We start from the raw sequence: 22,648 nt of genomic DNA on the forward strand, positions 1-22,648 counted from the left end.
GTCCTGACGGGATTTGCTGTGTCCGATGGCGGCTTCGCCGCGGGCGCGGCCTTCGGGGCCCGGTCGCCCCAGGGAAACGCAACAGGCCCCGTCCGGAGACGGGGCCTGAATCTTGTGGCTGGGGCCGGGATCGAACCGGCGACCTATCGCTTTTCAGGCGATCGCTCGTACCAACTGAGCTACCCAGCCACGCGGTTCGCGAACGAATCGCAGCGGTCCTGACGGGATTTGAACCCGCGGCCTCCACCTTGACAGGGTGGCGAGCACTCCAAACTGCTCCACAGGACCAAGCTGTTGTGCGACACAAGTGTCGCACAGGGTGTTGCGTGCCCCCAACGGGATTCGAACCCGTGCTACCGCCTTGAAAGGGCGGCGTCCTGGGCCACTAGACGATGAGGGCTAATTGGCCCGCCTGGGCGCTTCGCAGCGCGTCGGGGACGTGAGAAGCATATGGGATGCGGGGAGGGATCGCCAAAACGGTTTAGGGAGACGGTGCGGGCGAGCCCGTGGGCGGGGTCGGCGAGGGGGTCGCACCGGGCTGGTTCTCCTTGGGCAGATGGCGGCTGACCTGTGCCGTCGTCAGGCCGAGGCCGCCCAGTTCGATCTCGTCCCAGGCCTGCAGGCGGCGGGTGTCGCGGTCCAGGTAGAGGATCGACGCCTGCACCGGGTCGGGGGAGCCGTCGTCGACGGCGCGCAGGCCGCTGCCGCCGGTCGAGCCCTCGATGCGCAGCCGCGTGCCGAGCTTCATCACCTCGGTCTCCTCGTGATGGATGTGGCCGGCGAGGACCAGCGGGACCGTGCCGTCCGTCTCGCGGGCGGCCACCGGGTTGTGGGCGATCGCGATGTCCACCGGTGTGCCCGCGGCCCGCTGGTCGCGCAGCGCGGAGGCGAGCCGCAGGCCGGCCATGCGCTCGGCCGGGTCGCCCTGCGCCTTGACCGCGCGGTCCGGCGTGTACTGCGGGTCCCCGGTGCCGGCGAAGCGCAGCCCGGCGACGGTGACCGCCCTGCCGTTGTCGAGGACGCGGACGTTCTTGATGTGCGAGAGGTAGCGCTGGGTGGTCGCCGAGTCGTGGTTGCCGCGGACCCAGACGTACGGGGCGCCGAGGTCCTTGATCGGGTCGAGGAACGGGTTCTCGGCCGCCGAGCCGTGGTCCATCGTGTCGCCGGAGTCGACGATCACCGAGATGTCGTACTGCTCGACGAGCGAGGAGATGATCTTCCAGCTGGCCGGGTTCAGATGGATGTCCGAGACGTGCAGGACGCGGATCGTGGACGGGTCCGGCCGGTACGCGGGAAGCGTCGAGGTCACGTCGTAGAGCTTGGTCACATTGGTCACCAGGCGCGCCAACTCCTTCTGGTAGACGTCGAATTCGGTGACGATCGAGCGCGCGTTGCCGACGACCGAGGGGGCCGAGGAGAGCAGGCCCGAGAACTTCGGCTCCAGGACCGACTTGGGGTTCCAGGTCGCGTACGCCGCCCCTCCCGAGGCCGCCAGGAGGGCGAGGGCGAGGCCGCCGGCGCCGAGGGCGCGGCGGGGGCGGCGGTAGACGGCGAGGCCGAGCGCGGTGGCGCCGGAGACGACGGCGACGCAGGAGCGCAGGGCCAGGTCGAGGGTGCCGTGCTCGACGTCGCGGGTGACCTCGTCCTGGAGGCCCGAGAGGCGTTCGGGGTGGTCGACCAGGGCCTGGGAGCGGACCGGGTCGAGGCGGTCGACGTCCACGTCGAGGCGGATGGGGGCCGTGTGCGACTTGAGTTCCAGGGAGCCGAGCGGCGAGACGTTGATCTTCGTGCCGCCGGTCAGGGACGGGCGCAGCGTCATCCGGGTGTCCATCGGGCCGACCGGGACGCGGACGTTACCCACGACGAGCAGGCCGAGCCAGGCGCCCATGAGGACGACGGCGGCGAGGCCGAGGGCGCGGAGGTACGGGCGGGGCGGGGGCGTCAGATCGCCGGCGGGGCGGGGGCGGCGGGCGCGATGGCGGCGGCCGACCGCGGAGGGGATGTTCCGCAGGGCGGACAGGGCGGCGACAGCGGGGACGCGGGCCATTGGTCCCGTATGCCCATGCGGATGGTCCCGTATGCCCGGACGGACGGGCCGATCTGCGGGCGGGTGGCCGACAATGGCGGTGTGCTGGAGATGACGCGCGAGGAGTTCGAGGAACTGGTCGCCGAGGCCCTGGACCGGATTCCGCCGGAGCTGACGCGGCTCATGGACAACGTGGCGGTGTTCGTCGAGGACGAGCCCCCCGCCGGGGATCCTGGGCTGCTCGGCCTCTACGAGGGGACGCCGCTGACCGACCGGGGCGAGTGGTACGCGGGCGTGCTGCCCGACCGCATCACCATCTTCCGGGGACCCGCGCTGCGGATGTGCGAGTCCCGCGAGGACGTCGTCGCGGAGACGGAGATCACCGTGGTCCACGAGATCGCCCACCACTTCGGGATCGACGACGCGCGGCTGCACGCCCTCGGATACGGGTGACGGCCGGGCCGTGAGCGGGCGTGTCCTCTTGCGGGGGACGGGAGTTGGGAAAGGTGACGCCGGTTTCGTTTCCCGGCGGTTCCCGCTCCCGTTTCGGCTTCAGCCTCAGCTTTTCAGCGCCCCGGAGGTGCTCGCCCGTGCGCCAGCTGCCCGTACCCCCTCATCCGGCTCGTCTCGTTCGACTGGCCGCGGTGGTGGTGGCCGTCACGGCGGCGACCACCGGCTGCATGAGCGTCGCCCACGAGGGGGGCGGGCCCGCTCCGTCGCACTCGGCGGGGCGGCACGGCGGGCGGGCGGCGCCGGACGGCGGCGCGGTGGTGCCAGGGGGCGGCGAGGAGCAGGCCGGGGGCCGGGAAGGCGCTGACGGGTCGTCGTCGCCGGGGTCGGGCGACACCGCGTCGGAGGCGGCCTCGGGGGACGCGTCCCCGTCGGCGAGCCCCTCCAAGGGCGCCACGGGCCCGGCGAAGCCCTCGGGGAGCGGGCGGACCACGCCACCGTCCCGGCCGACCCCGACGCGCACCGCGGACACCCCCACGCCGACCCCCGACACCCCCACGCCGCCGACTCCGGACCCGACCACCGCGGAGCCCTCGTCGTCGGCGCACGAGCAGGCGTCGGCCCGCGTCCGGGTCGACCGGGAGCCGGCGCCGCGGGCGGGGACGCCTGCGTAGGAGTGAACCTCGGGGGCGCATGTGAGCGGGGTCTCAGTGAATCGGTTTGCACTGGGGGGTGGTGGGTGACTATGGTGGTAGATCGTTTGATCCCATTTGCCCGGCGCCGTTAAGAGAGCGCCGCGTGGCGCGTTCTCTCCCCAGCCGTGGCTGGACCGCATTGAGGCGGTCGATTGCGAAATTCACGGAGTTGACGGGCGCGTGCCGAGACTCCGGAAGGTTTCGCATTTCGCATGTCCATTTCCAGTTCTGACCACTCCGTCATGCCCGAGAACGACGAGGCCGTACAGGTTCTCGCCGTCGACGAGGACGTGACCGTCGTTGCCGTCGCAGAGGCCGCTGCCGGCGCCTCGGCCGATGTCTCCGCCGACACCGACACCCCCGCCGAGCCCACCCTGACCTTCGGCGACCTCGGTCTGCCCGAGGGCATCGTCAGGAAGCTCGCGCAGAACGGCGTGACCGCGCCGTTCCCGATCCAGGCCGCGACCATCCCGGACGCCCTGGCCGGCAAGGACATCCTCGGCCGTGGCCGCACCGGCTCCGGCAAGACCCTCTCCTTCGGTCTGCCGACCCTGGCGCGTCTCGCCGGCGGTCACACCGAGAAGAAGAAGCCCCGCGCGGTCATCCTGACCCCGACCCGCGAGCTGGCGATGCAGGTCGCCGACGCCCTCCAGCCCTACGGCGACGTCCTCGGCCTGAAGATGAAGGTCGTCTGCGGCGGTACGTCCATGGGCAACCAGATCTACGCCCTCGAGCGCGGTGTCGACATCCTCGTCGCCACCCCGGGCCGCCTGCGCGACATCATCAACCGCGGCGCCTGCTCGCTCGCGAACGTCGAGATCGCCGTTCTCGACGAGGCCGACCAGATGTCCGACCTGGGCTTCCTGCCCGAGGTCACCGAGCTGCTCGACCAGGTCCCGTCCGACGGCCAGCGCATGCTGTTCTCGGCCACGATGGAGAACGAGATCTCCACGCTGGTCAAGCGCTACCTGAACAACCCGGTCACGCACGAGGTCGACGCCGCCCAGGGCGCCGTCACGACCATGACCCACCACATCCTGATCGTGAAGCCCAAGGACAAGGCGCCGGTCACCTCCGCGATCGCCTCCCGCAAGGGCCGCACGATCATCTTCGTCCGCACCCAGCTGGGCGCCGACCGCATCGCCGAGCAGCTCCAGGACGCAGGCGTGAAGGCCGACGCGCTGCACGGCGGCATGACGCAGGGCGCGCGTACCCGCGTCCTCGCCGACTTCAAGGACGGCTACGTCAACGCGCTCGTCGCGACCGACGTCGCCGCCCGCGGTATCCACGTCGACGGCATCGACCTGGTCCTGAACGTGGACCCGGCCGGTGACCACAAGGACTACCTGCACCGCTCGGGCCGTACCGCGCGTGCCGGCAAGTCCGGTGTCGTCGTCTCCCTGTCGCTGCCGCACCAGCGCCGCCAGATCTTCCGCCTCATGGAGGACGCGGGCGTCGACGCCTCGCGCCACATCATCCAGGGCGGTGCGGCCTTCGACCCGGAGGTCGCCGAGATCACCGGTGCCCGGTCCATGACCGAGGTCCAGGCCGAGTCCGCGGGCAACGCCGCGCAGCAGGCCGAGCGTGAGGTCACCTCCCTCACCAAGGAGCTGGAGCGCGCCACGCGCCGCGCCGGCGAGCTGCGCGAGGAGGCCGACCGCCTCACCGCGCGTGCCGCCCGTGAGCGCGGCGAGGACGCCGAGGGCGTCGCCGCCGCCGTCGCCGCCGCTGCCGAGAAGGCCGCCGAGGCGTCCGTCCCGGAGCAGCCCACTGCCGCGCCGGCCGAGCGTCAGGAGCGTTCGTCCTCGTACGAGCAGCGTCCGCAGCGCCGTGACGAGCGGGGCAACTACGAGAAGCGCGACCGTCGCGACGACCGTCCGTCGGGCGGCTTCAACCGTGACCGCCGTGACAACGACCGTGGTGGCTTCCGTCGCGACGACCGTCCGTCGGGCGGCTTCAACCGTGACCGTCGTGACGACAACCGTGGTGGCTTCCGCCGTGACGACCGTCCCTCGGGTGGCGGCTTCAACCGTGACCGTCGTGACGACAACCGTGGCGGCTTCGACCGCGACCGTCGTGACGACCGCGGTGGCCGTTCCTTCGAGCGTCGTGACAACGACCGTCCGTCCGGCGGCTTCCGTCGCGACGACCGTCCGTCGGGCGGCTTCAACCGTGACCGTCGTGACGACCGTCCCTCCGGTGGCGGCTTCAACCGCGACCGTCGTGACGAGCGCCCTTCGGGCGGCGGCTTCCGCCGTGACGACCGCCCCTCCGGCGGCCACCGCGGCAGCGACCGTCCGTTCAACCGTGACCGTCGCGACGACCGTCCCGCCGGCGGCGGCTTCCGCTCCGGCGGCCACGACCGTCCGACCGGTCGCCGCGACGACCACCGCGGTGCGGGCTCCGGCTCGACCGGCGGTTCGTTCCGTCGCGACGAGAAGCCGCGCTGGAAGCGCAACGGCTGACGGTCGTCGGGCTGAACGGCCTGACTGCTTGACCTGAGAAGGGCCCGGGAGACGATCACGTCTCCCGGGCCCTTCTTCTTTCGCGCTCCGGTACCGCCGTTCTTTTCGTGCTCCTGCGCTGCCGTTCTTTTCGTGCTCCTGTACCGCTGTTCACCCGCGGGCATTTTTTGGCCAACGCCCGCGCATGCCCCGCCCCCGGCACGGGAATCGCTGGGGGCATGACAAGTGACCCAGCGGCGCAGCAACCGCCGCCATCGACCGACGAGGAACGTCTCGCCCAGCTCGGCTACACGCAGGTCCTCGCCCGCAGGATGTCGGCGTTCTCCAACTACGCCGTCTCCTTCACGATCATCTCGGTGCTCTCCGGGTGTCTGACGATGTATCTGTTCGGGATGAACACCGGTGGCCCCGCCGTGATCACCTGGGGATGGGTCGGGGTCGGGCTGATGACGCTGTTCGTCGGGCTCGCGATGGCGGAGATCTGTTCCGCGTACCCGACCTCCGCCGGCCTCTATTTCTGGGCGCACCGGCTCGCACCCGCGCGGACGGCCGCCGCGTGGGCATGGTTCACGGGCTGGTTCAACGTCCTCGGGCAGGTGGCGGTGACCGCCGGCATCGACTTCGGCGCCGCGTCCTTCCTCGGCGCGTATCTGAACCTCCAGTTCGACTTCGAGGTGACGCCGGGGCGGACGATCCTGCTGTTCGCCGCGATCCTCGTGCTGCACGGACTCCTCAACACCTTCGGCGTCCGCATCGTCGGGCTGCTCAACAGCGTCAGCGTCTGGTGGCACGTCATCGGCGTCGCCGTCATCGTCGGCGCCCTCGCCTTCGCGCCGGACAGCCACCAGTCCGCGTCCTTCGTCTTCACGAAGTTCGTCAACAACACCGGCTGGGGCGGCGGGTTCTACGTCGTCCTGATCGGACTGCTGATGGCCCAGTACACCTTCACCGGTTACGACGCCTCCGCGCACATGACCGAGGAGACCCACGACGCGTCCACCGCGGGGCCGAAGGGCATCGTGCGCTCCATCTGGACGTCCTGGATCGCCGGGTTCGTGCTGCTGCTCGGCTTCACCTTCGCCATCCAGTCGTACCAGGGCGCCCTCGGTTCGGCCACGGGCGCGCCGCCCGCGCAGATCCTGCTCGACGCGCTCGGGGCGACCGCGGGGAAGCTGCTGCTGCTCGTCGTCATCGGCGCGCAGCTCTTCTGCGGCATGGCCTCCGTCACCGCCAACAGCCGCATGATCTACGCCTTTTCGCGCGACGGCGCGCTGCCCTTCTCGCACATCTGGCACACCGTCAGCCCGCGCACCCGTACCCCCGTCGCCGCGGTGTGGCTGGCCGCGTTCGGCGCGCTCGTGCTCGGACTGCCGTACCTCATCAACGTCACGGCGTACGCGGCCGTGACCTCGATCGCCGTCATCGGCCTCTACATCGCGTACGTCGTCCCGACCCTGCTGCGGCTGCGCAAGGGCGACGCCTTCGAGCGCGGGCCCTGGCACCTGGGCAGGTGGTCGCGGCCGATCGGGGTCGTGGCGGTGGTGTGGGTGGCGGTCATCACCATCCTCTTCATGCTGCCGCAGGTCTCGCCGGTCACCTGGGAGACGTTCAACTACGCCCCGATCGCGGTCCTTGTGGTCCTCGGGTTCGCGGGAGTGTGGTGGCTGGTGTCGGCCCGGCACTGGTTCCTGAACCCTGCGCACGCGCGGACCGCCGCGCGTGAGGCGGGGCGTGTGGGAGCGCCGGAACCGGTCGATCCGTGAGCGGCGGGCGCGCCGCCGGGCCGCCCGTGTGACATCCGACAGGCCGTGGAGGCCGATACCCGATCGGCCTCCCGGCCCCGGCGGGCTATGCTCGGGGATGCGTCGGCGCGGGCCGGCGCGTGGACCCTTAGCTCAATTGGCAGAGCAGTGGACTTTTAATCCATTGGTTGTGGGTTCGAGTCCCACAGGGTCTACCGCGTGAACAGCGGCCCGGACGGCTTCGGCCGGCCGGGCCGCTGTGCTGTTCCCGCCGAACTCCGTTGCCCCTCACGCCTCCCGTAGGTACCGCCTCTTCACCGCCGTCAGCGCGACCGCGTACAGGGTGAGGACCGCCACGAGGAGTGCGTAGTACACGGGCGGCAGGGGAGCCATGCCGAGCGGGCGGGCGGCGGGGGTCAGAGGCAGCAGGATGCCCACGACGGTCAGGGACGTGACCGCCCAGCGGACCGGTCCCGGGGTGCGCGGGGCGCGGCCGGTGCGCAGGAGCAGCATCACCAGAGCCTGTGTCAGGAGGTTCTCGGTGAACCAGCCCGAGTGGAACGCCGCCTCGTCGGTCGCGCCCGCCGTGGAGTGCAGGGCGAGCGCGAGGACGCCGAAGGTCGCGAGGTCGGCGGCGGCGTTGAGGAGGCCGAACCCGGTGATGAAGCGCAGGAAGTCGCGCGGGCGCAGCGTCGTGGGGCGGCGCAGCGCGGCGGGCGCCGGCCGGTCGAAGGCGAACGAGAGCTGGGCCGCGTCGAAGCACAGGTTCTGCGCGAGCACCTGCGCCGGGAGCATCGGCAGGAACGGCAGCAGGAGGCCCGCCGAGAGCATCGCGATCACGTTGCCGAGGTTCGAGGAGAGCGTGACCCGCAGATACGTGGCGATGTTGCCGCTGCTGTGACGGCCCGCGGTGATCGCGTGGCCGATCGCGGTGAGGTCCTTGCCCGGCCGGTCCGCCGGCTGCGCGAGGACGATGTCCGCCGCGTCGCGCGCCACCGCGGCCGCGTCGCGCGGGCAGATCCCGACATCGGCGGCGCGCAGCGCGGGCAGGTCGTTCACGCCGTCGCCCAGGAAGCCGACGGTCGTCCGTCCGCCGGAGCGCAGGGCGGTGACGATGCGCGCCTTGTCTGCGGGGGCGCAGCGGGCGAAGACGGTGGTGCGGTGGGCGAGGCGGGCCAGTTCCGCGTCCGTGAGCGCGTCGAGGGTGTCCGCGGTCCGTACGTCGCCGGGGGCGAGCCCCAGATCGCGCAGGGCACGGGCCGCCGTGCCGGGGTGGTCGCCGGTGATGACCTTGACCGTGACGCCGCGCTCGCCGAGGTCGCGCAGGGCCCGCGCGGCGGTCGGCACGAGGGCGTCGGTGAAGGCGACGAAGCCGGTGAAGGTGAGGCCGCGTTCGTCGGCGGTGCTGTACGCGCGGTGCCGGGCGGGGCGTTCGGCGGTCGCCACCGCGAGGAGCCGGAGCCCGTCGCCGGACAGCGCCGCCGCTCGGGCGAGCAGGCTCGCGCGCTCCGCTTCGTCGAGGGCGCACCGCTCCAGGACGTTCTCCACGGAGCCTTTGACGGCGAGCGTGACCGTGCCGGGCGTGCCGGGCCGCCGGACGACGACGGTGGCGAGGCGCCGTACGGGGTCGAAGGGCAGGGCGGTGAGCCCGTCGTACGCGTCGGTGACGGCCGCGTCCGCGTGCCCGATGACCGCCTCGTCGAGCGCGTCCGGGGCCGGCAGGTCGGCGAGCTGGAGTGTCCACCAGGCGGAGACGGCCGCCCAGTGGAGGGCGTCGGGGTCGGTGCGGGCCAGGTCGACGGCCGGGCGGTCCTGGGTGAGGGTGCCCGTCTTGTCGACGCACAGGATGTCGACGGCGCCGATGTCGTGCAGCGCGGGGAGCCGTCTGACGATGACGCCGTGGGTACGGGCGAGCAGCGCCGAGCCGCGGGCGAGCGCCGTCGTGACGATGACCGGCAGCATCTCCGGTGTGAGCCCGACGGCCACCGCGACGGCGAACGGCAGGGTCTCCAGGCCCCGGCCGCGCAGCGCGGCGCCCGCCATCAGGACCAGCGGAGGCGTCAGCAGCATGAAACGGATCAGGGTCCACGAGATGCCGTGCACCGAGCGTTCGAACGCGCTCGCCCCGCGCCGTGCGCCCACCGTTCCGTGGGCCGCCGCGAAGCGGGTGCCGGCGCCCGTCGCGAGCACCACGGCGCTCGCGCTCCCGGACGCCACGCTGCCGCCCTGGAAGCACAGTTGCGTCGACTCGCCGTCCGCGGGCAGGTCCACCGGACGCTTGTCGACCGGCACCGACTCCCCGGTGAACGCGGCCTGTTGCACGCTCAGGCCCTGCGCCCGCAGGAGTCGTACGTCGGCCGGGATCAGGTCGCCGGGGCCGAGACGCACCACGTCGCCGGGCACCAACTGGCTTACGGGGAGCTCGCGTTCGGCCGGTGAGGCGGTCTCGTCGTCGCCGGGGCGGCGCAGCACGGTCGCCGTCGTCGCGACCAGGTCGCGCAGGCCCGCCATGGCGCTGTCCGCGCGGCGCTCGCCCGCACAGCGCAGGCCGCAGCTGATGGCGACCAGGACGAGGATCACGCAGGCGGTGCCCCAGGCCGCGACGGCCGCCGAGACGAGGCCGAGGCAGAGCAGGACGCCGGTGAACGGGTCACGCAGGCTGCGGGCGGCGAGGCGGGGCCAGGACAGGGGACGCGTACCCGGCGGGACGTTCTCGCCGTGGCGGGCCAGGCGCCGCTCGGCCTCCGCCTCGGTGAGGCCGTACGGGCCGCTGTCGAGGGAGCGCAGGAGCTGGAGCGTCGTACGGCCGGGGGCCGTCTGCGGGGCGGTGTCGGTCACTCTCGGGCGCCGTCAGCGATTCTCGGGTGTCGTCACCGTCGTCTTCTCCCGTTCATCGGACCGCGAATCCCGTTCACCGGACCGCGAAAGGCTCCCCCGTAAGGGGTTCGAAGGCTTCGAAGGGTTCAGTTTAGGGGCGGAACTTTTGCCGCTCCTCGCTAGTTTCTACAGCGCTGTAGAAGATCATTATGTGTCGAACGAGGAGAGTCATGGCCCTGTGGGATCGCTTCAAGGAGTCCGCGTCGACGATGCAGACGCAGCTCATGGCGAAGAAGAACGACCTGAAGAGCGGCGCCTTCCGTGACGCGAGCATGGCGATGTGTGCGCTGGTCGCCGCGGCCGACGGCACCGTCGACCCGGCCGAGCGCAGCCGCGTGGCCCAGCTCATCTCCTCGAACGAGGTGCTGCAGAACTTCCCGGCGGACCAGCTCCAGAGCCGCTTCGACGCGAATCTGAACAAGCTGACCGCCGACTTCGCCTTCGGCAAGGTCAGCGTTCTCCAGGAGATCGCCAAGGCGAAGAAGAAGCCCGCCGAGGCGCGCGCGGTCATCCAGATCGGCATCGTCATCGGCGGCGCCGACGGCGACTTCGACAAGACCGAGCAGGCCGTCGTCCGCGAGGCCTGCCTGATGCTCGACCTGCCCCCGCACGAGTTCGACCTGTAAAGGGACATGGAATACACCGAAGGCCCGGAACCAATGGTTCCGGGCCTTCGGCCTTCAGTAGCGGGGACAGGATTTGAACCTGCGACCTCTGGGTTATGAGCCCAGCGAGCTACCGAGCTGCTCCACCCCGCGTCGGTAAACACGACTCTACGCCATTGCGGCGACAGAACGCGAATCGGTTGCCCGGCGTTCCGCGATCCGCCGCCCCGGACCCCTTTCACCCGGTCGGTCCCGCCAGGTCGCCCGTCGCCTGTCCGGGGGGAACTCTGGAGTGGGGCCCGATGACGTGCGCAGACGCGGGACCGACGCGGACGGTGGCGGGAGACGAGTGGTGGGGCAGCGAGGAGGGCACAGACGAGAGACGGAGCAGGGCCTGTCCCGCGCCCGGTTCCTCGTACGTCTGGTACCCGTGCTCCTCGTCGTGATCGGGGCGGTCTACGACTACGTGACGCCGTCGACGTTCACCGGCGTACCCCTGTTCACCGCGGCCCCGCTGGTCGCGGCCCCGTTCTTCTCGCCCCGTGGCACGCTCCTGACCGGCCTCGCGACCGTCGCCGTCGTACTCGGGGTGCATCTCAGATACACCCGCGATTACGACACCGACGCCATCACCGAACTCGTCACGGTCGTCACCGTCGCCGTCCTCGCCTGTGTCATGAACCGCGTCGTGCGGCGGGGCAGCGAGCAGCTCACCTCTGTGCGTCAGATCGCCGAGGCGGCCCAGCGCGCCGTTCTGCCCGAGCCCGCGGAGCGCATCGGCGGCCTCGAGATCGCCGCCCGCTACGAGGCCGCCCAGGCAGGCGCCTTCATCGGCGGCGACCTGTACGCCGTGCAGGACACCCCGCACGGCGTACGGCTCGTCGTGGGCGACGTGCGCGGGAAGGGCATGGGGGCGGTGGCCGCCGTGGCCGTCGTCATCGGTGCCTTCCGGGAGGCGGCCGAGCAGGAGGCGACGCTGGAGGCGGTCGCGCAGCGTCTGGAGCGGGCGCTCGCGCGGGAGGGGATGCGGCGCCACGGCCTGGACGAGACCGAGGGCTTCACCACGGCCGTGCTCGCCGAGATCCCGCACGGCAACGGCCTCGTACGGGTCATCAACCGGGGCCATCCGGAACCCCTGATCCTGGGCGGCGACGGGGCGCTCAAGGTCCTGTCGCCGCCGGAGCCCGCGCTGCCGCTCGGGATGGGCGAGCTCGGCACCTGGCCCGACCGCGCTTCGGAGACGGAGTTCCCGTCCGGGGCGACGCTGCTGCTCTACACCGACGGCCTCTCGGAGGCGCGCGACGCGCAGGGCACGTTCTACGACCCGGCGGCGCGGCTCGCCGGGCGGATGTTCTCCGGGCCCGATCCGCTGCTGGCCGCGCTCGCCGCCGAGGTCCGCCGGCACACCGGGGGCGGCACGACGGACGACATGGCTCTGCTCGCCGTGAGACGGCCGTGAAGCGGCTGTGAAGCAGCCGTGACCACCGTCATCACATTACGTAGTCGAACGGCGCCACTGCGCATAACATTTGACAAACCGTCAGATGAATCGCCCGTTCCGACGACCGGTCAACTCGCCCGATTCCGCCCGCTGGTGCCCCGATAAGTCCAGGCCAAAGGCGTTAACGATCAGTCGGAACAGCTTGGAATCGAGCCCTGGTGTCTATTAACGTTCGATAACGCAGCGCGGTCGTCCCAGCCGTCACAAGAGATGGCTCCGTGCGCACGCGCCTAATCCCGCAAGGGAGCCGGGGAACCACCAACTTGGGGTGAATCGGACGTCTTTCCTTGCGGAAGGCGTCGGTAGGAGACCTTCCTGCTCCGAACCCGTCAGCTAACCCGGTAGGCGAGAAGGAAGGAAAGGAGTGCGCCCCAGTGGCGTCCAACCGGCCTGCCCCAGAGTTCTCCTACGCGCCGATCGACGAAGCCTTCGGCTCAGCGGACGAGCAGACCTGGGAGGAGTGGAACCCCACCGAGGAGTCCATTCGCCCCGTACGCGGCAGGCACCGCGTAGCCAAGCAGCGCGGCGGTCTCGCGCGCAGCTCCACCGTTCTCGGCGTCGGCGTGATCGCGGCCGTCGGCGCGGGCGGCATCGCCACCGCGCAGGGCGGCAAGCCCCCCGTACACATCTCGATGCCCGACCTGTCGGCCGTCAAGGACTCCCTGCCCGACGCCAAGTCGCTGCCCGGCGTGGGCGCGCTGATATCCGACGACTCCGACGACTCGTCAGGCACCTCCGCGAGCCCGCTGACCGAAGCCGGCGTCAGCACCGCGGACGCCGCGCAGGGCACGACCGCCGGTGAGGCCCTGCGCGCCCGCATCATGCAGCAGGCCGAGCAGCAGCAGGACCAGGCCGCCCAGGCCGAGGCCGCGGCCGCCGAGCAGGCCGCCGCGAAGAAGGCCGCCGACGACGCCGCCAAGGAGCGGGACGCCGCCACCGCCAAGGCCGCCGCCGAGAAGAAGGAGGCGGAGGAGGCCGCGAAGAAGAAGGCCGAGGCCGAGCGCCTCGCCAAGCTCGCCAAGAGCTTCACGCTGCCGGTCTCCTCGTACACGATCACCGGTACGTTCGGTCAGCCCGGTTCGATGTGGTCCTCCGGCTATCACACGGGTCTCGACTTCGCCGCTCCGACGGGTACGCCGCTGAAGGCGATCCACTCCGGCACCGTCAAGGAGGCCGGCTGGGCGGGCGCGTACGGCTACCGCACCGTCCTGGAGCTGCCGGACGGCACCGAGCTCTGGTACTGCCACCAGTCGTCCCTCAACGTCAGCGCCGGCCAGAAGGTGACCAGCGGCGATGTCATCGGCCGCGTCGGCGCCACCGGCAACGTGACCGGGCCGCACCTCCACCTGGAGGTCCACCCGGGCGGCCAGGCGACCGGGGTCGACCCCGCTCCGTGGCTGCGCTCCAACGGTCTGACGATCTGAGGCTCGCGCCCTCCGAACCCCGGCGGTCCTGACGGCAACCCCCCGACGTCAGGACTGCCGGTCCGGCGTGACCGGAATATCTTGATCCACATCGGTGTTGTGACTCGTCATGACTTCTCTTCGCAAGCTCGGCTCGTCAGACCTCGAGGTGTTCCCGCTCTCCCTCGGCGGCAATGTGTTCGGCTGGACCGCCGACGAGGCGCAGTCCCTCGCCGTGCTCGACGCGTACACCGCCGCCGGCGGCAACTTCGTCGACACGGCCGACGCGTATTCGGCGTGGGTTCCGGGCAACAAGGGCGGCGAGTCCGAGACCGTCATCGGCAAGTGGCTGGCCGCGCGCGGCAACCGCTCCGATGTCGTCATCGCCACCAAGGTCGGCGCCCACCCCGACTTCAAGGGCCTGTCCGCGCACACCATCAAGTCCGCCGCCGACGAGTCCCTGCGCCGCCTCGGCACCGACTACATCGACCTCTACTACACGCACTTCGACGACCCGTCCGTGCCGGTCGAGGAGATCATCACCGCCCTCGACGAGCTGGTGACGTCGGGCAAGGTGCGCGCCATCGCCGCGTCGAACCTGACCCCGGAGCGGCTCCAGGAGTCCCTGGACTTCTCCGACCGCGAGGGCCTCGCCCGCTACGCGGCGCTCCAGCCGCACTACAACCTCGTCTCGCGTGACACCTACGAGGGCAGGCTCCAGGAGGTCGCCTCGCGGGGCGGTCTCGCGGCCGTCCCGTACTACGCCCTGGCGTCCGGGTTCCTGACGGGCAAGTACCGGCCGGGCACCGAGGTCGACAGCGTGCGGGCCGAGGGCGCCGCCAAGCACCTGCAGACCGAGCGTGGCCTGCGCGTCCTCAAGGCCCTGGACGAGGTGGCGCAGGCGCACGGCGCCGAGGTCGCGACCGTCGCCCTCGCCTGGCTCGCGTCCCGCCCCACGGTGGCCGCCCCGATCGCGTCCGCGCGCACCGTGGAGCAGCTGCCGGCGCTGGTGGCCGTGGCCGAACTGGAGCTGACGGACGCGGAGCTCTCGAAGCTCACCGAGGCGTCCGCCTGACCCGGACGTGGGCCCTGCAGGCGTCCTCAGTGGCGGTACGGGGGCCCTGCGGGCGTTCTCAGTAGCGGTACGGGTTGGGCGCGTTGTGCGAGTTGTGCGCGGGGAACGGGGCTGCCGGCCCCGCGTACACCGGGCCCGCGTACATCGGCGGCACCCACATGGGGGGTGCGGTGGCGCGGGACGCGTAGGCGAGGGCGGGGCGGGCCGCGTGGCGCCGCGCCCACATCTCGTCGAGCAGCTTCCGCTCCCGTACGACATAGTCCGCGCCGGCCCGGCCGCGCCGCCCGCGGTGGCGCAGGAGCGCGAGTGAGGTCGCGTACTGCTGGTACTGGGCGACGACCCTGGCCGTCTCCTTGCCGCCGTGGTGCTGCGCGAACTCGCGGGCCAGACGGCGGGCGCGCATCGAGCCGAGGGCGAACGGCTCGTCCTGGCCGACCCAGCCGGCCGCCGCGTACGCGGGCAGCTCGGAGCGCACCGTGCGCAGTTCGCGCTGGCGGGTCCCGATCGCGAGCCAGGTCAGCAGGCCGAACGCGGGCATCATGAACAGCGCGTAGACCCCGAAGAAGCCGAACCGGCCGAACGCCGACGAGCCGTTCCACGTGGCGTGCATGCCCATCGCGAGCAGCAGCCCGGCGAGGGGCAGGAACACGCGCCGCACCGGGCCGCGGTCGGGCGCCGTCCAGGCCGCGAGGCCGAAGCCGATACCGGTGCACACCGTGAACAAGGGGTGCGCGAACGGCGACATGACGATGCGTACGAAGAAGGTGGCGACGGTCACCGAGGCGATGCCGCTGCCGCTGTTGAGCTGGTCGGTGCCGAAGGCGTTGCCCAGATAGAGGATGTTCTCGGTGAACGCGAAGCCGGTGGCGGTGACCCCGGCGATCACCATGCCGTCGACGATCCCGGTGAAGTCCCTTCTGCGGAACAGGAAGATGAGCAGGACCGCGCAGGCCTTCGCGGACTCCTCGACGATGGGCGCTATGACCGTCGCGCCGAGGGTGTCGGCGTTCGAGGGGTCGGCCGAGTTGGTGGCGATCCAGTGCGTCGCGAAGCTGTTGGCGACGATCGCGATGAGCGCGGCGGCGCAGGCGCCCCAGGCGAAGGCGAACAGCAGGTTCCGCCAGGGTCCGGGCGCGACCCGGTCCAGCCAGCGGAACGCGGCTATCAGCAGCGGGACGGGCAGGACCGCGAGGCAGATCCCGACCAGGAACCCCTTGGTGCCGGTCTGTTCCCGCACGAGGGCGAGGATCACCAGGCCGGAGAGCGTCAGGAGCGAGACGAGCGCCCAGGCGTGCACGGCCTTCCGCTCCCACCAGCGCGGATGCCGCAGTGTGCCGGGCCCGGGAGCGCCTGCTCCGGGCTGCGCGTACGGAAACGCGTTCGGATACGAGGGATAGGTCGCCACAGCGTCGACCCTAACGAGCGATGGGCTCGGCCGCGACGGTGTCTGTCAGTCCGCGGCGGCGGCCGGTGCGTGCTCGGCGCGCAGGAAGAGCAGGTCGTGGACCACATGGCCCTTGTCCAGGCCCTGTCCCTCGAAGCGTGTGAGGGGGCGGAACGCGGGCCGGGGCGCGTACCCGCCGTCGGCCTGCGTGTTCTCGTAGTCCGGGTGTTCGGTCAGGACTTCGAGCATCTGCTCGGCGTACGGCTCCCAGTCGGTCGCGCAGTGCACGAGGGCGCCGGGCTTGAGGGGGACCTTGGCGAGGCTGAGGAACTCCGGCTGGATCAGGCGCCGTTTGTGGTGGCGCTTCTTCGGCCAGGGGTCGGGGAAGTAGACGCGCAGCCCGTCGAGGGAGGCCGCGGGGAGCATCTCGCGGAGCAGGATGATCGCGTCGCCGTTGGCCACCCGGACGTTCGTCAGGCCGTTCCGCTCGGCGAGGCCCAGGAGGTTGCCCTGGCCCGGGGTGTGCACGTCGACCGCGAGGATGCCGGTGTCGGGGTCGTCGGCGGCCATCTGCGCCGTCGCCTCGCCCATGCCGAAGCCGATCTCCAGGACGACGCGCTTCCTGCCGTCGAACAGCTCGTCGAGGTCGAGGACGCGCTGCCCGTCGATGTCGAGGCCCCACGCGGGCCACAGCCGCTGGAGGGCGTCCGCCTGGCCGGTCGTGACGCGGCTGCGGCGCGGCTGGAAACTGCGGATGCGCCGCTCGAAGTGCGAACCGGCGGGGTCGGGCGCGGGCCCGTCGGGAAAGCGCGGCTCGCCCTTGGCGCGTGCGGGACCGGGGGCTTCAGGGGTGCGGGGTGACTCAGACACAGTGAGGCGATTTTACGTGTCCCGGCGCTGCCCGAGCGCGGCCAGGGCCCGCCGGGCGACCTCGCGGCCGATCGGGAGCGAGGCCGTCGCCGCGGGGGACGGCGCGTTCAGCACGTGCACCGTGCGCGGGGCCTCACGGATCAGGAAGTCGTCGACCAGGGTCCCGTCCCGCAGGACCGCCTGCGCCCGGACGCCGGCGGGCGCGGGCACCAGGTCGTCCGCGGTCACCGAGGGCAGCAGCCTGCGCACCGCCGCCGTGAACGCGTCCCGGGACACCGAGCGGCGCAGCTCCCCGGCCCCGTACCGCCAGTGCCGGCGCGCTATGTGCCAGGAGCCGGGCCAGGCGAGCGTGGTGCCGAGCTCGCGCGGTCTGACCGTCGACCAGTCGTAGCCCTCGCGGGCCAGCGCGGGCACCGCGTTCGGACCGACGTGCACGCTCTTGTCGATGCCGCGTGTGAGATGGACGCCGAGGAAGGGGAACGCCGGGTCCGGCACCGGATAGACCAGGCCGCGCACCAGCTCGGGGCGGGCCAGCTCGAAGTACTCACCCCGGAAGGGGACGATCCGCATGCCGGGGTCGTCCCCCGCGAGCCGGGCGATCCGGTCGCAGTGCAGCCCCGCGCAGTTGACCAGGACGCGCCCCCGGACGATGTCCCCGGCGGCCGTGCGCACGGCGACACCACGGTCCGGGCGGCGGTCGATCTGCACCACCTCGGCGCCGTACCGGATGTCGGCGCCCGAGGCCTCGGCCAGCTGCCGGGCCACTGACACGTAGTCGGCGACGCCCGTCGTGCCCACGTGGATCGCGGCGAGGCCGCGCACATACGGCTCGTACTCGCCGATCTGGGCGGGGCCGAGCTCCCGCACCGGAATCCCGTTCTCCCGGCCGCGCTGGACCAGGGCGTGCAGGCGGGGCAGCTCGTCGCGCTCGGTGGCCACGATCAGCTTGCCGGTGACCGCGTGCGCGATGCCGTACTCCTCGCAGAACCTGACCATCTCGGCCGCGCCCCGCACCGCGAAGCGGGCCTTGAGCGAGCCGGGGCGGTAGTACACGCCGCTGTGGATGACCCCGCTGTTGCGCCCCGTCTGGTGTCTGGCCGGGCCGTGCTCCTTCTCCAGGACGGTCACACGGGTGCCCGGCACCGCGCGCGTGAGGGCGTACGCCGTCGACAGACCGACGATCCCGCCGCCGATCACCAGAACATCGCAGTCGTACCCGCTCGTCTTCACCGTGCCTCACCTCCCGCCCCCGATACTGCACTGCGCCACTGACAACGCGCTCAAACCCGGGCGGTGGCCCTTCGGCTGCACCGGTTCCTTCACACTGCTGCTCTACGCCGGACCCTCACTGCTGCTCTACGCCGGCGCCATCAGGAGCGGCCTCGCCCGCTCCCGCAGCTCCACCACGCGCGGTTCGTCCCCGTACGGCTCCAGGCGGTGCAGCAGATCCTTCACGTACTCGGTCGTCCGGGCCGACGAGATCCGCCCCGCCACCTCCAGCGCCCGCGTGCCCTGCTCGCACGCCGCGTCCAGATTCCCCGACTCCAGCTCGGCGACCGCCGACACCACGAGGCGTAACCCGTGCGAGCGCACGAACTCCTCCGTGGGCTTCGACAGCGCCTGCTCCGTGAAGCGCCGCACCTGGCGGGGCGCCTTGAGGTCGCGGTAGCACTCGGCGGCGTCCGCGGCGAAGCGGTCGTACGAGTAGAAGCCGAGCCACGACGGGTCGTGGTCCCCGTCGCGCGCCCGCTCCAGCCAGCCCTCCGCGGCCCGCAGCGCGGCCCCCGCCGCGTGCGCGTCACCGGCGCGCGCGTGCGCGCGTGCCTCCACGAGCCGGAAGAAGCTCATCGTCCGCGCGGTCGCGAGCCCGCGATTGCGCTCCAGGGCGGCCTGCGCGAGGTCCACCCCCTCGTCACCGAACCCGCGGTACGTCGCCTGCAGGGACATCGACGCCAGTACGTAGCCCCCCAGGGGCACGTCGGCCGCCGCGCGCGCGAGCCGCAGCGCCTGGATGTAGTAGCGCTGCGCCGCCTCCTGCTGGCCCGTGTCGAACGCCATCCACCCGGCCAGGCGCGTCAGTTCGGCGCTCGCCCCGAACAGGGCGCGCCCCACGTCGTCCGAGTACGCGCCGAGCAGCAGCGGGGCCGCCTCGACCCGCAGGCACTCGGGGACCATCGACGAACGCCAGTCGCCGCCCCCGTACTTGGAGTCCCAGCGCCGCGCGTCCTCGGCCGCCTCGCGCAGCTTCTGGACGTCGCTGTGGCCGACCTTCTGCGGCGTGTTGTCCCCGCCGCTCTCCGGGGGCTGGGCATCGCGCGCGACCGACGAGTCGGCCGGCGTTATCAGCCATCTGGAGGCGGGCGTCGCGTACGCGCTCACCGCGAAGGATCCGGCCAGCGACTGCCAGATGCCGCCGCCCGTGCGGCGGCCCGCGAGGTCGAGGCGGTACAGCTCCGTCGCCGACTTCACCGCCGCCCCCACGTCGCGCGGGAAGGCGAGGCCCACCTCGGGCGCGGGATCCGCGTCCGCCAGGCCGATCTCGTGCAACGGCACGGGCCGGCCCAGCTTCTGGCCGATGGCTGCGGCGATGAGGTGCGGCGCGGCGCCCTGCGGCACCATGCCCTTGGAGACCCAGCGGGCCACCGAGGTCTTGTCGTAGCGAAGCGTCAGACCGCGTTGCGCGCCAAGGTCGTTGACCCGCCGCGCCAGGCCTGCGTTGCTGATTCCCGCGAGGGCGAGAACGGTGCCGAGTTTCTCGTTCGGCCCGCGTTGCTCCCTGGACATGCGCCACCCCTCGACACAGCCGGCTGCCGCAGTGGCATAACCGCGCGGCATTCGTACACCCAGCGTAGTTCGCCGGATCCCAAGCGTTAAGGGGCATAGTTCCGGATGGCGGGAATATTGTCCGTACGGGAGTACGCGTCCGGGGCGGCGCCGGCACGGTGTGCTCCGCCCGTGTGGCCGTGCGCCTGGGTGTGCGCTCTTCTGCGGCCATGGGGGGAGCGTTTCCATGGATGGTGCGTGGGTCGGCCCGCTGTACTGGATCCAGCGGGCTGGGGGACACCGCCGCCTTCATCCCCGCGGGCGGCGGACCGGTCCGGGAGGTGCAGGGCGCCTCCCGGACCGTGCGCTGCGCGCCGTGGCCGATGTGGTGTGCCCAGGTCCGGCCAACCACAGTCGATTTGGCCGAATATCGACGGTGCCGTGCGGCGTCACCGATGCCTCCGAGCGGCCCTTGGGGGGTTCAACTGCCGCTCGAAAGGGGCGCATTCGGTGGCGCACGTGCCGCCCGGTCGCCTCTCCCGTACGCCTCCTTCGTGGCAGCATGGGGACTCTGTTCCTGTGATTCCCTCTGATTCCTCTGACGAGGTTCTGTCCACAACCTGTGGAGGCGGCGATGCGGTGGTTGGTGGGGTGGAGCAGTACCGCCGCCGGGCCCGTGCGGTTCGGGTCCGCGGGCTCGACCGGACCCGACGGGGAGACCGTCCACCCCGTGGGCTCCCAGCTCCTGTGGGGTGACCCCGATCCGCTGTGGGCGGTCGGCGACTGGCGCCCGGACGAGGTCAGGATCGTCAGTGCCGACGAGCAGACCCGTATCGCCGTGCTCGGCACCTGCGGCGCCACCGACGAGCAGCTGCGGGTCGGCCTGTTCGCCGCGCGCGGCGGTGCCCTGCGCCACCTCACCGCCTGGTCCGGGAGTTACACCGCGGTCGTCCAGGTCGGCCGGCGCCTCATGGTCGCCGGTGATCTGGCGGGCGCGCGGCCCGTGTTCTACACCCCCTGGGCCGGCGGCACCGCGTACGCGACGGCCGCCCTGCCGCTCGCCGACCTCATCGAGGCCCACCTCGACATCGGCCATCTCGCGGCCCTGCTCGCCGCCCCCGACGTGCCCGAAGCCCTGCACGACTCGACGCCGTACCAGGGCGTACGCCGCATCCCGCCGGGCCACGCGCTGATCCTGCGCGCCGGTGCCCGCGAGATCGCCGGCTACGAACCCGTCGCGTCGCTCGCCGTCGCCGCGCCCTCCGCGGACCCGGCCGGCGCGGTGGACGACCTGCGCGACGCGCTCGTCGAGGCGGTACGCGCCCGGCTCGCCGCGCCCCGGCACGTCCCCGGCGCCGACATCGACCCCGGACCCGTCCCCGGCATGGGCCCCGCCGAGCGGCGCGCGGCCCGCGGCATGCCCGTCCCCGGCATCGGCGCCGACCTCTCCGGAGGGCCCGCGTCCGGAACCCTCGCGCTGCTCGCGGCGGGACTGCCCGGAGTGCCCGGCACGGTCCTCGGCCACGGCACGGGCGCGGGCGAACGCCTCCTCGCCGTCACCTTCAACGACCTGTCCGCGGGCGCCGAAGGACGCGAGGCCGAACTCCAGCGCGCCGGCGCCATCGCCGCGAACCCGCGGCTGCACCACGTCGTCGTCACCGCGGGCGAAGAGGCGCTCCCCTACGCCGAGTTGGACGGCCCCCTCACCGACGAGCCCGGCCCCTCGCTGATCACCGCCGCCCGCCACCGCACGCGCCTTCTCTCCGGCAGCGCCGACCACTTCACGGGCTACGGCGCCCGCCAGGTCCTCGACGCGCACCCCGCCCGCCTCGCCGACCTCCTGATGGACCGGCGCCGGCGGCACATGGTCAAGCCGGTCGCCGCGCTCGCCAAGGCGGACGGCGGCTCCGTGCTGGTGCCCGCGCGCGTGTACGGCGCGGCGCGCAAGCTGGCCCGCACGCCGTACAGGGCGGGCATCGAAAGCCTCGCGGAGCGGCTGCTGCAGCGGAACTTCGACGACCCGGGCGGCGAGACGGGCGCCGTCGGCGCATCGCTCGCCGCTCTCGCCTGGGCGAGACCGGGGCCCGCCGCGCGCTGGCTGACGGGCGAGGCCCTCGCTGAAGTATCGGTTCGCCTCCAGGACGGCGCGACGCGTCCGGGGCCAGGACCCGGACAGCGGCCCGGCACGTTCCGGGCCCGCGCCGCGCTCGCCCGCCACGCGGCGGACCTGCGCGTCCTCGAACAGGCCGCCGAGGTCCGCTTCCAGCGCCTGCACGCCCCCTTCCTCGACAACCAGGTCGTGCGCGCCGCCCGTGCCCTCCCCGAGGCGCTCCGCGTCAGGCCCGGCGCCCGCGCCGACATCCTGCGTACCGTCCTCGAAGGCGCCGGCGTCAGCGAACTCCCCGCCGGCTGGGGCGCCCCCTCGCACGCGTCGTCCGCCGCGGCGGCCCGCACCGGACTGCGCGTCTCCTGTGACCACCTCATCCAGCTCTTCGACACCCCGCTCCTCGCCCAGACCGGCCTGATCGAGGCCCGCGTGGTCCGCAAGGCCCTGCGCGCGGCGGCCGACGGCGAACCCCTGCCGCTGGACGGCCTCGCCGACCTCGTCTCCCTCGAACTCTGGCTGCGCCGCCTCATCGCCCGCCGCGGCACCTGCTGGACCGGCACCCCCGCCCGCCAGCGCGCCGTCCCCACCGGGAGCGTCGCACCGCAGCGGGGCGCGCTCGGCGCCGGGCGCTGAAGAGCCGCCCCCCAGGCCCCGGCACCCCCGAACCGGAATCCGCGCGACTGAG

General features: G+C 72.4%; 15 protein-coding genes, 5 tRNA genes and 1 riboswitch. Of the genes, 10 read left to right on the plus strand and 10 right to left on the minus strand.

The window, feature by feature from the left end:
• Positions 1-115: 115 nt before the first annotated feature.
• The 4 genes from ACIPWY_RS15310 to ACIPWY_RS15325 form a co-directional block, all read right to left on the minus strand.
• A tRNA-Phe gene (locus ACIPWY_RS15310) sits at positions 116-189 on the minus strand.
• A gap of 24 nt (positions 190-213) precedes the next feature.
• Positions 214-288 (minus strand) — tRNA-Asp (locus ACIPWY_RS15315).
• A gap of 39 nt (positions 289-327) precedes the next feature.
• Positions 328-400 (minus strand) — tRNA-Glu (locus ACIPWY_RS15320).
• Between the two features lie 81 nt (positions 401-481).
• On the minus strand, positions 482-2,047 hold the full coding sequence (locus ACIPWY_RS15325) for a metallophosphoesterase (RefSeq protein WP_362908437.1): 1,566 nt from the start codon (positions 2,045-2,047) through the stop codon (positions 482-484).
• An 81-nt stretch (positions 2,048-2,128) separates the two neighbouring features.
• Here ACIPWY_RS15325 and ACIPWY_RS15330 point away from each other — a divergent pair, with 81 nt between their 5' ends.
• From ACIPWY_RS15330 to ACIPWY_RS15350, 5 genes are all read left to right on the plus strand, one after another.
• Entirely contained in the window at positions 2,129-2,479 is a 351-nt protein-coding gene (locus ACIPWY_RS15330) for a metallopeptidase family protein (RefSeq protein WP_362908436.1), read from the plus strand.
• A 137-nt stretch (positions 2,480-2,616) separates the two neighbouring features.
• On the plus strand, positions 2,617-3,150 hold the full coding sequence (locus tag ACIPWY_RS15335; protein ID WP_393699060.1) for a hypothetical protein: 534 nt from the start codon (positions 2,617-2,619) through the stop codon (positions 3,148-3,150).
• 233 nt (positions 3,151-3,383) lie between these two features.
• A complete protein-coding gene (locus ACIPWY_RS15340; protein WP_401533451.1) occupies positions 3,384-5,636 on the plus strand; it encodes a DEAD/DEAH box helicase in 2,253 nt (750 codons plus the stop codon).
• Positions 5,637-5,854: 218 nt separating this feature from the next.
• Positions 5,855-7,399, plus strand: coding sequence for an amino acid permease (locus ACIPWY_RS15345; protein ID WP_401533453.1), 1,545 nt, complete (start codon positions 5,855-5,857; stop codon positions 7,397-7,399).
• Between the two features lie 121 nt (positions 7,400-7,520).
• Positions 7,521-7,593, plus strand: a tRNA-Lys gene (locus ACIPWY_RS15350).
• 73 nt (positions 7,594-7,666) lie between these two features.
• On the opposite strand, the gene mgtA is transcribed toward ACIPWY_RS15350, so the two are convergent.
• Entirely contained in the window at positions 7,667-10,216 is a 2,550-nt protein-coding gene (gene mgtA, locus ACIPWY_RS15355; protein WP_401533455.1) for a magnesium-translocating P-type ATPase, read from the minus strand.
• A gap of 209 nt (positions 10,217-10,425) precedes the next feature.
• Between mgtA and ACIPWY_RS15360 the strand changes: the two genes are divergently transcribed.
• Positions 10,426-10,881 carry a tellurite resistance TerB family protein gene (locus tag ACIPWY_RS15360; protein ID WP_383889677.1) on the plus strand — a complete coding sequence of 152 codons (456 nt, stop codon included), beginning with the start codon at positions 10,426-10,428 and terminating at the stop codon, positions 10,879-10,881.
• 58 nt (positions 10,882-10,939) lie between these two features.
• On the opposite strand, the gene ACIPWY_RS15365 is transcribed toward ACIPWY_RS15360, so the two are convergent.
• A tRNA-Met gene (locus ACIPWY_RS15365) sits at positions 10,940-11,013 on the minus strand.
• Between the two features lie 199 nt (positions 11,014-11,212).
• Here ACIPWY_RS15365 and ACIPWY_RS15370 point away from each other — a divergent pair.
• The 3 genes from ACIPWY_RS15370 to ACIPWY_RS15380 all read left to right on the plus strand — a co-directional run bounded on the left by ACIPWY_RS15370 (position 11,213) and on the right by ACIPWY_RS15380 (position 14,839).
• Positions 11,213-12,319: a PP2C family protein-serine/threonine phosphatase gene (locus ACIPWY_RS15370; protein WP_362908431.1), complete on the plus strand. Its 1,107-nt coding sequence runs from the start codon at positions 11,213-11,215 to the stop codon at positions 12,317-12,319.
• Positions 12,320-12,578: 259 nt separating this feature from the next.
• Positions 12,579-12,724, plus strand: a riboswitch (cyclic di-AMP (ydaO/yuaA leader).
• Positions 12,725-12,735: 11 nt separating this feature from the next.
• Positions 12,736-13,785, plus strand: coding sequence for a M23 family metallopeptidase (locus ACIPWY_RS15375; protein WP_362908430.1), 1,050 nt, complete (start codon positions 12,736-12,738; stop codon positions 13,783-13,785).
• Between the two features lie 109 nt (positions 13,786-13,894).
• Positions 13,895-14,839 carry an aldo/keto reductase gene (locus tag ACIPWY_RS15380; RefSeq protein WP_362908429.1) on the plus strand — a complete coding sequence of 315 codons (945 nt, stop codon included), beginning with the start codon at positions 13,895-13,897 and terminating at the stop codon, positions 14,837-14,839.
• Between the two features lie 58 nt (positions 14,840-14,897).
• Here ACIPWY_RS15380 and ACIPWY_RS15385 read toward each other — a convergent pair whose 3' ends face one another.
• From ACIPWY_RS15385 to ACIPWY_RS15400, 4 genes are all read right to left on the minus strand, one after another.
• Positions 14,898-16,244 (minus strand): PrsW family intramembrane metalloprotease, encoded by a 1,347-nt coding sequence (locus ACIPWY_RS15385; RefSeq protein ID WP_401533458.1) that lies wholly within the window; start codon positions 16,242-16,244, stop codon positions 14,898-14,900.
• A 45-nt stretch (positions 16,245-16,289) separates the two neighbouring features.
• Positions 16,290-17,093 (minus strand): tRNA (guanosine(46)-N7)-methyltransferase TrmB, encoded by an 804-nt coding sequence (gene trmB, locus ACIPWY_RS15390; RefSeq protein WP_362908427.1) that lies wholly within the window; start codon positions 17,091-17,093, stop codon positions 16,290-16,292.
• Between the two features lie 12 nt (positions 17,094-17,105).
• On the minus strand, positions 17,106-18,323 hold the full coding sequence (gene lhgO / locus ACIPWY_RS15395; RefSeq protein ID WP_401533461.1) for an L-2-hydroxyglutarate oxidase: 1,218 nt from the start codon (positions 18,321-18,323) through the stop codon (positions 17,106-17,108).
• Between the two features lie 126 nt (positions 18,324-18,449).
• Entirely contained in the window at positions 18,450-19,877 is a 1,428-nt protein-coding gene (locus tag ACIPWY_RS15400; RefSeq protein WP_362908425.1) for an MFS transporter, read from the minus strand.
• 613 nt (positions 19,878-20,490) lie between these two features.
• Here ACIPWY_RS15400 and ACIPWY_RS15405 point away from each other — a divergent pair.
• A complete protein-coding gene (locus ACIPWY_RS15405) occupies positions 20,491-22,596 on the plus strand; it encodes an asparagine synthase-related protein (RefSeq protein WP_362908424.1) in 2,106 nt (701 codons plus the stop codon).
• Positions 22,597-22,648 lie beyond the last annotated feature (52 nt).

The organism is Streptomyces sp. NPDC090032, assembly GCF_044748025.1.
In the GTDB taxonomy this organism is placed as follows: domain Bacteria; phylum Actinomycetota; class Actinomycetes; order Streptomycetales; family Streptomycetaceae; genus Streptomyces.